This window comes from Psychrobium sp. 1_MG-2023, assembly GCF_030689115.1.
In the GTDB taxonomy this organism is placed as follows: domain Bacteria; phylum Pseudomonadota; class Gammaproteobacteria; order Enterobacterales; family Psychrobiaceae; genus Psychrobium.
Map to the genome: position 1 here is coordinate 57,901 of NZ_JAUYVJ010000014.1, position 12,155 is coordinate 70,055.

Annotated in this window: 11 protein-coding genes; 10 read left to right on the plus strand and 1 reads right to left on the minus strand. The window is 42.5% G+C overall.

Going from position 1 to position 12,155, the window contains the following annotated elements; all coding sequences use genetic code 11:
* Positions 1–10: 10 nt before the first annotated feature.
* The 9 genes from Q8W26_RS09240 (at position 11) to Q8W26_RS09280 (ending at position 9,881) form a co-directional block, all read left to right on the plus strand.
* Entirely contained in the window at positions 11–1,153 is a 1,143-nt protein-coding gene (locus Q8W26_RS09240; protein ID WP_101215832.1) for a glycosyltransferase, read from the plus strand.
* On the plus strand, positions 1,150–2,625 hold the full coding sequence (locus Q8W26_RS09245) for a chain-length determining protein (protein ID WP_101215833.1): 1,476 nt from the start codon (positions 1,150–1,152) through the stop codon (positions 2,623–2,625). The genes Q8W26_RS09240 and Q8W26_RS09245 overlap by 4 nt, the downstream gene beginning before the upstream one ends.
* A complete protein-coding gene (locus Q8W26_RS09250) occupies positions 2,615–3,769 on the plus strand; it encodes a glycosyltransferase (RefSeq protein WP_101215834.1) in 1,155 nt (384 codons plus the stop codon). The genes Q8W26_RS09245 and Q8W26_RS09250 overlap by 11 nt, the downstream gene beginning before the upstream one ends.
* Positions 3,766–4,950, plus strand: coding sequence for a glycosyltransferase family 2 protein (locus tag Q8W26_RS09255; RefSeq protein ID WP_101215835.1), 1,185 nt, complete (start codon positions 3,766–3,768; stop codon positions 4,948–4,950). Before Q8W26_RS09250 ends, Q8W26_RS09255 begins: the two co-directional genes overlap by 4 nt.
* 29 nt (positions 4,951–4,979) lie before the next feature.
* Positions 4,980–5,618 carry a sugar transferase gene (locus Q8W26_RS09260; RefSeq protein WP_101215836.1) on the plus strand — a complete coding sequence of 213 codons (639 nt, stop codon included), beginning with the start codon at positions 4,980–4,982 and terminating at the stop codon, positions 5,616–5,618.
* A 168-nt stretch (positions 5,619–5,786) separates the two neighbouring features.
* Positions 5,787–6,143, plus strand: a complete 357-nt coding sequence (locus Q8W26_RS09265) for an STAS domain-containing protein (protein WP_305473165.1) — start codon at positions 5,787–5,789, stop codon at positions 6,141–6,143.
* On the plus strand, positions 6,140–6,967 hold the full coding sequence (locus Q8W26_RS09270) for an OmpA family protein (RefSeq protein WP_101215838.1): 828 nt from the start codon (positions 6,140–6,142) through the stop codon (positions 6,965–6,967). Before Q8W26_RS09265 ends, Q8W26_RS09270 begins: the two co-directional genes overlap by 4 nt.
* Positions 6,951–9,071: an SLBB domain-containing protein gene (locus Q8W26_RS09275; protein ID WP_101215839.1), complete on the plus strand. Its 2,121-nt coding sequence runs from the start codon at positions 6,951–6,953 to the stop codon at positions 9,069–9,071. The genes Q8W26_RS09270 and Q8W26_RS09275 overlap by 17 nt, the downstream gene beginning before the upstream one ends.
* Before the next feature lie 48 nt (positions 9,072–9,119).
* Entirely contained in the window at positions 9,120–9,881 is a 762-nt protein-coding gene (locus Q8W26_RS09280; protein WP_153071541.1) for a protein SypD, read from the plus strand.
* Between the two features lie 2 nt (positions 9,882–9,883).
* Here Q8W26_RS09280 and Q8W26_RS09285 read toward each other — a convergent pair whose 3' ends face one another.
* Positions 9,884–11,326, minus strand: a complete 1,443-nt coding sequence (locus Q8W26_RS09285) for a sigma-54 dependent transcriptional regulator (RefSeq protein ID WP_101215841.1) — start codon at positions 11,324–11,326, stop codon at positions 9,884–9,886.
* Positions 11,327–11,535: 209 nt separating this feature from the next.
* Here Q8W26_RS09285 and Q8W26_RS09290 point away from each other — a divergent pair, with 209 nt between their 5' ends.
* Positions 11,536–11,982 (plus strand): hypothetical protein, encoded by a 447-nt coding sequence (locus Q8W26_RS09290; protein WP_153071542.1) that lies wholly within the window; start codon positions 11,536–11,538, stop codon positions 11,980–11,982.
* The last annotated feature ends 173 nt before the right edge of the window (positions 11,983–12,155 follow it).

Here is a 12,155-nt window from a genome sequence, read left to right on the forward strand (position 1 = left end):
GGAGAATCACATGGCTAAGGACCTTATCGTATTTGGTGAAGACTGGGGAGGGCTGCCTAGTAGTACTCAGCAATTGATTAAGCACCTGTCTAGTGAGCGTAAAGTCGTGTGGATTAACTCTATCGGCTTACGCCAGCCGCAATGGAATTACCGAGATGTTTTACGTGCAATGAGTAAGCTATTTAGTGTTAACAAGCGCAACTATAACGGTCACTCAGAAACTCAGACGGCAATTAGTAATAAACACTTTACGGTCATTAACCCAAAAACAATTCCAGCACCTCGTAGTCGTTGGGCAAGGAGTCTTTCGACTTGGCTATTACGCCATCAAACATTATCTGCTGTTAAACGCTTAGGGTGTCATTCGCCTGTGTTATGGGTGTCATTGCCAACCGCTGTCGATATGGTTGGTCAGCTAGATGAGTCCGGTGTCGTTTATTATTGTGGTGATGACTTTTCAGCATTGGCGGGGGTGGATCATGAAACTGTGATAATACGTGAACGAGAGTTAGTCGATTGTGCCGATATCGTGTTAACGGCCAGTGATACCTTACGTCAAAAAATGAATCGTGCGTCTGCTGTGACTATAGAGCACGGCGTAGATTATGCTCTTTTCTCCAACCATTGTGCGCCGGCATCTGACTTACCTAATCAAGGCCGTCCGATTGCAGGCTTTTATGGCAGTATTTCTCAGTGGCTGGATATTGAGCTGTTGGTTGCCGTTGCGCAACGAATGACTGATTGGGATTTTGTATTTATCGGCGAATCAGTGATCGATATTTCTTCATTAACCAAGCTTTCTAATGTGTATTTCTTAGGGGCAAAAGCTCATGAGCTACTTCCTCGTTATAGCCAACATTGGCAAGTGTCGTTACTACCTTTTCGCCAAAATGAACAAATTAATGCGTGTAACCCTTTTAAGTTACGTGAATACCTTGCTGCCGGAACGCCAGTAGTTAGTACTGCGTTTCCAGCCGTTGAGGCATTTGGTGATGCCATTGCAATCGTCTCGGGAGCAGAACAAATGTGCGAGGCGATTTACCACTCACTCAATGACAGCCAAGCTCAAAAAAAATCGCGACAACTGTTGGTGTGTGAACACTCTTGGCAGGCTAGAGCCAGTGAAGTTGCAGAGTTGGTGGATTGCTTATGAAAGACTTATCTTATCAGTTACTTTATATGCTTACAGCACTATGGCGTCGTCGCTATATGCTGTTTATTCCGCTAATTATTTTACCGCTAGTTGGCGCAGCATTAGGGTTAACCAGTGCCAAACGATTTGAGTCACATACCAGTATGTTGATTCAAGAAACCTCAAAGATGAATCCATTCCTTGAAGATTTTGCCGTTTCGGCAATGTTAAAGGAGCGTTTAGACTCTCTTGAGACCTTATTACATTCTCGCCATATCCTTGGTGCGGTTGCCCAAGAGCTAGACTTGGTGGATGCGCAAACGTTACCTGATGAATACGAGCGCATTATTTCCACATTATCTGCATCATTAACAATGTCTCTTGCTGGTAAGGATTTAATTCGCATAGAGCATAGTGCAGGTTCACCGTCACGTATGAAAGAAACATTAGAAACGGTATCACGCCATTTTATCGAGCAGTTATTAGCGCCAGAACGTTCAAGTATGACAGACTCTGCTTTCTTCTTAGAGGGCTATTTGGAGACAAGACATCAAGAGCTAAAACAAGCCGAGCAAGCATTAGCTGAATTTAAAGGAAGCAATTCATCTAACCTGCCTTACATGCATAGCGCGAATATCACTCGTTTAGCCCAATTAAAATTGAGCTTAGCTGAGAAAATGGCCCAACAAGCCGGCGCGCAAAAAAGCTTAGGGGGGCTCAATCAACAACTGTCAAAAACCAACCCAATTATTGGCAAGATTGAAGACAAGATCATTAAGCTACTAGGGAATCTAGCCCTGCTAAAGGCGCGTTATACCGATCAACACTCAAAAGTTAAAGCGATTAACCGTGAACTTAATAGCTTAGAGTTAGAGCGCCAAGCGTTGCTTTCACAGCAACAAAAAACCATTAGCTCGGACGCGTTATGGGATATGGCGAGTGCTGCAACAGTCAATGATACTGATGCCAAGCAGCCATTATTAATTACTCAGCTCGAAAATCTACAGCAGTCTCGCACCCAGTTAGACTTTTTAACCGAAGAAATCAATTCGCTACAAACCATGATCGCCAGTATTGAACAACGCACGGCGCAGTTTGGCGCGCAACAACAAACCCTGCAAAAACTAGAACGTGATTTTAGGATCAAGCAAGAGCTGTATGAAGAGTTATTACATCGGTATGAGATGGCGCGAATGACTCAAGCCTTAGGCTTATTTGAGCAAAATAAAAGAATCAAGATTATTGATTTACCGTTTACACCAGTACGCCCAAGTAATTTCCCGTTATTTGTTTATTTACTTGCTGGTGCTGTCGCAGGGTTGTCACTAGGCGGCGGCCTGTCGTGTGTCTTTGCACTAACGGATAACACCGTTTATCGCCGAGATGAATTAGAGCGGTTAACAGGTATTCCCGTGTTAAGCCGTATCCCATCTTTTTCATCAGCAAATGCGCAAAATGTGGCTCGATTATCTGGAGGAAAGTATGAAGCATAATAACTTACCCGTTGTTGCACAGGTAGTGCAACATCTGCAACAAGGTGGAATTGAAACCATGGTGCTTGATCTGATGAAGCACCAAGATTTTAATACCCTAATTTTTAGTCTAGAGGGCAGTAAAGAAGAAGCGTTAAAGCGTTGGCCTCGATTAACAACAGTTAGTAAACAACTAATCTTTCTAAACAAGCAACCTGGACTAAGCTACAGAACGTTACGCCAATTAATCTCACTATTTAAGTTATTTAAGGTTAGCGCTGTTCACACCCACCATATCGGGCCGTTGATATATGGCGGCATGGCAGCGAAGCTACTTGGGGTAAAAAATCATATTCATACTGAGCATGATACATGGCACTTGATGAATGTAAAACGTCGTTTCATCCAACGATTTATCTTGAGTGTACTTAGCCCCCAACTAGTGGCAGATGCCGAAGTTGTAGCTGTACAACTACAACAAAAACTAGACTATAAACAGCCGCTTATTATTCATAACGGCATTGATACCGAGCGCTTTGTTCCTGGTAATCAACAATGGGCTAAGAGGTTGTTTAAGTTGGAGCGAATTCCATTACTTATTGGCACATCAGGTCGTTTAGTCCCCGTTAAAGCGCAAGATTTACTGATTAAAGCACTGGCGAATTTACCGCAACAAGTGCACTTGGCCATTGCAGGGACAGGTCCAAGTGAAAAGGAGTTAAAGGCGTTAGCGGTTCAGCTTAATGTGAGCTCGCGAGTTCATTTTTTAGGGGCTATTGACAATATGCCTGCGTTTTATCAAATGCTTGATGTTTTTTGTTTATCTTCCACTCATGAAGGGTTACCACTATCGCCATTAGAAGCGCAAGCTTGCAATATTCCTTCAGTGATTACTCGAGTCGGTGGAGCCGCTGAAGCACTGTGCCCTCATTTTGGTTCATTGATCCCCTCTGGTGATATTGAAGCTATGACTCAAAGTTTACACCGTGAACTTTTTTATGAGAGGGCTTTTTCGCAGTCTTACTCCAATGAATTTCCAATTGAGTCATTAGAGCAGCATTTTGATAGTCCAAGAGATTTTATTGTGAAGCATCGCTGTGTTAAAGCGATGGCTCAAGCCTATGCAAGACTAATTAACCATCAAATGATCGAGGGGGCTTTATGATTTCGCTTTTGTTAATTATTATGACATTAGGGTGTATGTTACTCATTATTTATCACCATGTGGGTTACCCATTACTGTTAAAACGCTTAAGCTCAATGTTTGAGTCTCAACAGCATGTATCAGAGACAATCAGTGTGACATCATCGTGTTTTAATCAGATGTTACAACAAGATTCACTTTCTATAACTATCGTGATTCCCGCTTATAACGAAGAAGCGTTCATTGCTGACAAGATTCGTAATTTGGCAATTCTTGATTACCCAATGGAAAAGTTATCGATCATTATCGTGTGTGATGGCTGCACAGACCAAACAGCAGCAGAGGCTAGGGCTGCTTCTCAAGAGCCGGCATGTACACATTTGCCAATTACCATTGAAGAGTACCAAGTCAACCGGGGTAAAGTGGCGGTACTCAATCAAGTGATGACGGAAGTTACAGCCGATATTGTTGCATTTAGTGATGTATCAGCTCTGATATCAATGGATGCGCTGCAGCAAGCGAGTCAGTATTTTAAAGATGCCAATGTTGGGCTGATCACAGGGCATTACCTACTAGCGCACCCGGGATCTACGGGGGAGCAACGCTACTGGCAATATCAAAGCAATTTAAAGCAACAAGAAGGCGCACTAAACTCAGTTATTGGCGCGCATGGTGCGTTTTATTTGATTCGACGTGAACTCTTTTTACCGATGCCGACAAATACCATTAACGATGATTTTGTCATCGCTATGGCGGTCGTGGAGCAAGGGTATCGTGCTATTTATGCTTCATCGATTAATGCCGTTGAATTGGAATGTGCTAGTAAAGAGCTAGATTTAGGGCGCAGACGCCGTATTGCGGCAGGTAACTTACAACAACTGATCCGCTTTCGTGGTTTATTATCCCCCAAATATCGCGCCGTTGCTTTCATGTTTGGCTCTGGAAAAGCACTGCGAGTATTGATGCCGTTGCTATTAATTGGAGCGTGGCTTGGCAGTGGATTGTTAGCAACTAGCCATTGGTTTTTTTTGATGGCAGCGATAGGTCAAAGTGCACTCTATGCTGCGGTTATCTTGTTCGAGTTAATAAAGCCACAGCAACCCAACCCACTATGGCAGACGCTTTATTATTTAGTCAGTGGTTATACGGCTAATCTACTTGGATGTATTCATTATGCGGTAAATAGAGGTTTCCGCTCATAAACGATCATTGAATAATACGGAGAATTAACATGATAGAACAAGCGATTAATCCGAAAATAAAGTTTTGTAAACGCATTATTGATATTGTTGTTTCTGTAGCGATTCTGATTATTTTTGCTCCGGTGATGGCTATTGTTGCATTGATGGTTTGGCGAGACTCGCCCGGTCCGGTTATTTTTTCACAACAACGCATCGGTTTATCGACGAAACACAGTACTCAGTTATTTAATATGTACAAATTTAGAACCATGGTGGCTGATGCGGAAAAACAAAGTGGTGCGGTTTGGGCTACTAAAGGTGACTCTCGAGTAACCAAGATTGGACGTTTTTTACGAAATACTCGATTAGATGAGTTGCCACAGTTGGTAAATGTATTGCGAGGTGACATGTCTTTAATTGGTCCTAGACCAGAACGTCCGGGATTTTACCAACGTTTAGAGACGCAGATCCCATACTTTGCTGAGCGGACGTTTTTGGTGCAACCGGGGATTACTGGATTAGCGCAAGTCAACCAAGGCTACGATACTTGCATTGATGATGTTCGGACCAAGGTGGGCTATGACCACAGTTACGCCTTGTCCCTAAACTATCCATTACAGTGGTTAGCGATGGACTTGTACATCGCTGCTAAAACAATAGTAGTGATGGTAACAGGAAGAGGGCAATAATCTTTCAGCACTTTATTAAAATGCAATGCAGAATAAAAAAAGAACAGTGGATGTTCTTTTTTTTATTGTGTTTTTTGATTTAAGTGATTGTTATTTATATTTATGTTTGTTTTGGTATGCTCTGTGCAACCTTATATTTGAGTTCCACTAAATATTAAGGTGATGACCATGAAATCATTTATTGAACAAACTAAAAATAATGAATTAATTGTAACATTTCTAGGCGCTATGGATTCTCAAGGGATGGGTTGTAGCCAAGATGATATTGAGCAATTAGCACAAACTTCAGTAGCTAGCGTTATTCTTGATCTACATGAAGTCGACCGCATCGACTCTTCTGGCATCGGTGCCATTGTTTTCTTATTTAAACGCTTAAAACTTAACAATCGAAGCCTTGCATTAGTGGGTATTCATGGCCAACCAAAACAGCTAATCAAAATGCTGCGTCTTCATTATGCGATGCCTGTTGAGTGGCTCAATGAAGAGCAAGCTAATGTAGCAATGCCAGAGGCAGTTAACTCATGAAAATCACTCTATTACAACCAAAAGCACTTGGAAGCTGCTTGGTCATTGCACTGTTATCGACAGGTTGTAGTAGTCGTTTTATGCAGCAAGAGCCTTTAAGTGAAGCGAGATACCCTGTCGAAGTTGATAGCCCATTAGGCCCTGAACATGGTTTACGCTTTGACTTTACACTATTAGTTCAGCAGCTAGATATTTTGATTTTAGAGGGGGCTGAATTATGTTTTCCTGCGACGGTAGTGCAAGCTCATGGGCGTGAGCTGCGGATAAAAAATGAAATTGGTAGTGGTTTATTATACGACGCTGCAAATGACATTATTATTCAGCGCCGATTATTGAGCCGTCTTGAGAAGCAACTTAACTATGTTAATGAGCACCAAGTGTGCGAGTTAGCGAAAACAGAGGGGATGACTTCACCAGGAGCGCTCGCTGAAAAGGTTTCGCAATTATTGAATGTAGATAATCAATTTGCTGTTGGTTCAAGCAGCTTAAACCCAAAATATATTATACGGTTGGCACAAGCAGTAGAGTTGATTAAAGACATTCCACAATACCATTTAAGCATTACTGGGCATGCTGATGACCAAGGGAAAGATGCGGATAATGTCATTTTATCTCGTCAGAGAGCGGAGCAGGTCAGTCGCTATATTCAGGTAATGGGAGTGGAACCAAGCAGAATAGAGATCTCTGCGGTTGGTAGTAATGAGCCATTGATTGCAGGAAGTGAGATGTCAGTTCGCTTAATCAATCGCAGAGTGAGTATTGATGTTATTGATAAAACGATTCGCAGTGCTGGGGAAGGAGATGATCATGCAAACAATTATTAGTATTAAATATTGGGTACTCATTGTGATGTGTAGCTTATTGTTATCTACTAGCGTGGGCGCTAAAGAAGCATATTTAGTGCAGCTCGGTGATGTTGTTCACGTTGGTCTTCCGGGAGAGGAGTCGTTAAATAAAAACTTTACCGTCGATGTGCGGGGGGGGATCAAGCTCCCAGAAGTCGGAAGTATCACTGTGGTTGGGTACTCTGAGCTCGAGTTGAAGCAGATCTTAGTTGCCGCGTTACAGCCCGTTTATCGCGATATGTCTGGGTTTTCGGTTTACGTTGCCAAAAAGCAACTGATGGTCAATGTTATGGGGTACGTTAAAGCGCCCGGGCATGTCACATTACCTGCATCGGCCAATATTCAAATGGCATTAATTGCAGCGGGAGGGTTAAGAACTGGCGCGCAATTAGACAAGCTGCAAATTCGTCGCAATGGCACATCTCAAGTGTTCAATTACAAACAATATTTAGATAGTGGTGATAGTAGTATTCTACCAAATCTACAGCCCCTAGATACTTTATTTATCCCTGCTTCACCGATGGTGGGCAACATTGAAGTTGAGTTTGACCCAGCTAAAGTCGCGAGTGGGGGGGATGCCGCAGATCGCTTAGCAATTAAAGTATTTGGTGAAGTTCATCGCCAAGGGAGCTTTTCATTTAATAACAAAACTAATTTGGTCGAGTTTTTAATGAAAGCCGGTGGGGTGACTCGGTATGCCGGTGTTGAACATATCCGTGTGATCACTGATGGTCAGCCTCAATTATTTAATCTTAAAAACTATTTAGATAGCGGTAATATCACGCTCTTGCCTGAACTTAAGCCCGGGGCGACGATTTTTGTTCCTAAGCAAGAAGAGCAAATAAAAACAGGGGCGAATGTTGTCTACATTATGGGGGAAGTGTTTAAACCCGGAGCATTTGAAGGAAAAGCGGATGCTACTTTCATGGATATATTGGCTAATGCTGGTGGACCTACACGTTTTGCAGAATCGAGACAAATAAAAATAATCAAAGCCTCAGGAGAGGTAATGTCTTTTGATTTAGCGGGTTACACCGAAGGTATTGCGAGTGCTCAATTACCAAGTATTAGCTCTGGCGATGCGATTTTTGTACCTGAAAAAACAGATATGAATGAGAAGTCATGGCTTAAAGTGTCGCCTAATAGAGCGGTTCGTGTCATTGGAGAGGTGGTTCGCCCCGGTCGTTATGAATGGGCGAATGAAATGTCACTTATTGATTTACTTGCTCATGTGGGAGGGCCGACATCACGCGCAGATACGGCAAATATTGATATTACCTCGCCCGACGGCTACGGGGCATTACAGCAATACACGTTTAATTTAGATAACTTCATTAAACAAGGGGTGGCTGAAAGTGCGCTACCTGTTATTCGTGCCGGAGCCACCATTCGCGTTCATGATTTACCAAGTGATCCAAGTGATAATAAAGCGCAATGGGTGAGGCAGTCGGCGGCGAAATCAATTTATGTTTTTGGTCAAGTAGGGGCGCCGGGTCGTTATATGTTCACCGAAGAAATGAACTTCTTGGATATCTTAGCGGCCGCTGACGGGCCAACAGCCAAAGCTGATATTCGAAACATTAGAATTAATCATCGCGGCACAGGACAAGCGCGCGTATCAAAACTTAATTTGGCGCTGTATTTTGAAACGGGAGATGAGCACCTATTACCTGAAATTAAAATGGGCGATACCATTTATATTCCAGAGCGTAACCGAGACTGGTTAGATAAACCTAAAGAAGTGACGGTTCGGGTCTTGGGGGCGGTGAATAAACCGGGTCGTTATAGCTATGACGATACCATGACGATATTAGACTTATTAGCAGAAGCTGGTGGGACTGTTTCAACCGCTTATATTGAAAAAATTACGGTGGTTAACCTGTCTTGCTGTCGCAGTCAGGCACGTACTTTTGACTTAGCCGAATTCTCTGAAACCGCTAACTTTAGTGACTTACCGGTAATTCGAGTTGGTGATACCGTTTATGTACCCGACCAACGAAATACCACTATGGCAAAAGCACGAGTGGGTCTACGGGATGTGTTTGAGCTCGTTTCCTTAGCGTCGTTACTGGGCGTACTGTGATCCGTGGTAATTGGTCAACTTAAGCGATTATAAACTGTAATGGAGGCGATGATGATTGAGATACCAACACATTATATTGAGTTAGAACGGATTTATGCTGCGACATTTTCAAGAGAACGACGAGCGGTTGCTGTTGTCTCTACCTACCCTGGAGAGGGGGTGAGTTCAGTGGTGATGGCATTAGCTAAGCGTAATATACAAGCCGGGCGTTCAACGCTTGTGGTGGACTTTAATCTGCATAGTCCATTGCTAAGCACTCAAGCTCAAGCGCGCGCCCCTCGGTTTAATCGGCTCAAACTCTCAGTGCCAACCTACTCGGCAAAGCAATTGGTCCACGCTCCGATCAACTTTAAATCTTGCACATCAATCATTCCAGTTGCTGATAAACTGTCTATTCTAGCAGGCCCTGCGACGCGTGAGGCCATGCTAAGAATGAGAGAGCCTGAGATGTTACGCAGTAAAGTTAAACAATGGTTGAAGCAATTTGATGTGGTTATTTTTGATACCTCACCAGTGAGCTTAAATAATGGGGGCAACCTACCACCAGAGTTGGTCGCCAGTGCTTGCGATGGAGCGATATTAACGGTACTGGCTGGACAAACGACCACCACTGCGCTAAGTAATACATTGAATAAATTACAAAGCGCTGAGGTGTTGTTACTTGGTTCGGTGATTAACGATCAATACAATCCGACGCTGCGTGATGAGCTGGTTAGGAAGCTAAATTTTATTGGAAAAATTAGCCCGTGGCTTGCTCGTAAACTTAAAGATAAAATTATGCGAAATAATCTGTTAGCGTTAGAAATTTAACGCTAACTATCCCACTCTTGTTTTTTGCGGTAGATTGTCGACGGACTCACTTCTAATAACGCTGCTGCTTTAGCGACGTTACCATTGCAGCTATCAATTGCAGACTCGATCGCCTGCTTTTCAACTTGCCATAAGGGAATGATTGAGGCTGGGTGGCCACTTGTTGAAACCTGTGTCTCTGCTATCGTTTCAACAGCTTCGGTTGTTGCTGAGGCCTGTTGTTTTGGGGGCGATAAGTTGTTAACCATGTTGGATAAGGCTTTAATCAGCATTTGTGAATTGATTTCATCGCCATGGTTGAGCACTACAATACCATGAATGGTATTTTCTAATTGACGAACATTACCCGGCCAAGCGTATGATTTAATTATCTGCAAGGCATCTCGTGAAAAACGCTTAAAAGACTTATTGGCCAATTTGCTGTATTTTTTTAGGAAAAACTTTCCAATGAGTTGAGCATCAAGTGCTCGCTCTCGTAGCGGTGGAAGCGTTAAATTAATCACATTAAGGCGATAGTATAAATCTTCCCTAAACTCATTATTGACCACCGCCGCGCCGATAGAGTTTGATGATGCAGAAATAATTTTTGCATCAAACTTATAGACTTTGTTGGTCCCAAGAGGACTATATTCACGCTCTTGAATGACCCGCAATAGCTTTGCTTGAAGTGGTTTTGATAGCGTGGTGATTTCATCTAAAAATAGTGTGCCTTTTTTTGCAGCAGAAAAGAGTCCTTCTTGCGCGGTAATGGCGCCTGTGAATGCGCCTTTGTTATGGCCAAACAATTGTGACTCCATGAGGTGTTCACTAAAGTTAGCACAATTGACCGCAATAAATGGTTCCTGATTATTCGGGCTTTCGGCATGGCAAGCTTTAGCGACAAGCTCTTTACCTGTACCTGTTTCACCCGTAATAAAAATAGGAGCATGGGTTGCTCCCGCATGACTGATATTTTCAAATAACTCATGCATTGTGCTGGTGTTAGCGATAATACCGTGAAAGTTAGAGTTCGGAACAGATTGACTCTGCGTATTTAAAACTGCAGCGGGTTTTGATTGTTCAACAGCCGCTAATGCCTGTTCAACAGTGATGGTAAGTTCTTTGTTATCCCAAGGTTTACAGATAAAGCGTTCAATGCTGCCCTGACTGAACGCTGATGATACCTTCGCAAAATCTTGATAACCAGAAAGAATGATACGCTGAGACTCTGGCCATATTTTTTGTATTTTAGCGAGAAGTTCACAGCCTTCTAAATCTGGCATGTGTTGGTCAGATATCACCACGGAGGGAAAATTATGTTGGCAATAGGCTAATGCGTCTGTTGGCGAAGTATAGGTGACGATATTTACGGGAAGTGATCGTAACACACGTTTTAATGCCGACAGAATCTCTTGCTCATCATCAACTAGTAACAAGGTTGGTAGGTTATTTGTTTGTTCTATCATCAAGCTGATCCCTTAAACATTATTCCTTTACCTGAGTATAAATAGATTAACGCAAAAGAGAATCCTTGATTAGTACTTTTACTCACTGCATTACTTATTTCTGTTGTTGTAGTGGTAATGTATTCATTTATGTGAAGAGACTTGATTTTCTACTCACCTGTCCATATATAGTGATATAAGGCTGAATTGTTTATGGTTGCTTAAAGTTGATGTGGCGTCTTTTGATATCGATGTGTTTGATAGTTGTATTAGCGATTACTGCTAATACGCCTGCGCATGCGATAAATAACGCCCCTGAAGTTACTGAACTTACGATAGTACCCAAACAGCAACTGACTAACGCATCGTCAAATATGCTGTTTAAGTTACTTGATCAGCAAGAGCAATCTTCTAGTGAAGATATTTATAACCCTCCGCGCTTTTACCGCGCGAATGTGTCTTGTTTTTTAGCTGAAGCGCAGCAACAACCACAATATGGCTTGGTGTGTGAGTTTTTCGAACCGAAACTATCAGCGGCCTTATATAAAAACCTCATTACCCCCCCAAAACTTCCTCACTGGTTTGAACAAACCAGTTTTAAGAAAACCACCTCACGTATTTCCGGTTGGAAAGACGCCAATATGCTTTATACAACATTGTTAGATCCTCTTAGTTAATCTCATTTTTTCAATGCTTTATTTAATTCTTTGAGCTCTCCTCACCTGACGGTTGGATGGCAAGCGGAATAAAACTATTTATTACAACAGTATTTGACGACTAAAAATCGTCAGCTTTTCCGATCGTTTAATTTACTTAGCACTTTGCTAGGAGAACTTTTGGTCAAGCTATC

Bases quoted from the DNA above. Each gene is read 5' to 3' on its own strand.
- Q8W26_RS09240 (WP_101215832.1), top strand. From the start codon at position 11: ATGGCTAAGGACCTTATCGTATTTGGTGAAGACTGGGGAGGGCTGCCT.
- Q8W26_RS09245 (WP_101215833.1), top strand. From the start codon at position 1,150: ATGAAAGACTTATCTTATCAGTTACTTTATATGCTTACAGCACTATGG.
- Q8W26_RS09250 (WP_101215834.1), top strand. From the start codon at position 2,615: ATGAAGCATAATAACTTACCCGTTGTTGCACAGGTAGTGCAACATCTG.
- Q8W26_RS09255 (WP_101215835.1), top strand. From the start codon at position 3,766: ATGATTTCGCTTTTGTTAATTATTATGACATTAGGGTGTATGTTACTC.
- Q8W26_RS09260 (WP_101215836.1), top strand. From the start codon at position 4,980: ATGATAGAACAAGCGATTAATCCGAAAATAAAGTTTTGTAAACGCATT.
- Q8W26_RS09265 (WP_305473165.1), top strand. From the start codon at position 5,787: ATGAAATCATTTATTGAACAAACTAAAAATAATGAATTAATTGTAACA.
- Q8W26_RS09270 (WP_101215838.1), top strand. From the start codon at position 6,140: ATGAAAATCACTCTATTACAACCAAAAGCACTTGGAAGCTGCTTGGTC.
- Q8W26_RS09275 (WP_101215839.1), top strand. From the start codon at position 6,951: ATGCAAACAATTATTAGTATTAAATATTGGGTACTCATTGTGATGTGT.
- Q8W26_RS09280 (WP_153071541.1), top strand. From the start codon at position 9,120: ATGATGATTGAGATACCAACACATTATATTGAGTTAGAACGGATTTAT.
- Q8W26_RS09285 (WP_101215841.1), bottom strand. From the start codon at position 11,326: ATGATAGAACAAACAAATAACCTACCAACCTTGTTACTAGTTGATGAT.
- Q8W26_RS09290 (WP_153071542.1), top strand. From the start codon at position 11,536: ATGTGGCGTCTTTTGATATCGATGTGTTTGATAGTTGTATTAGCGATT.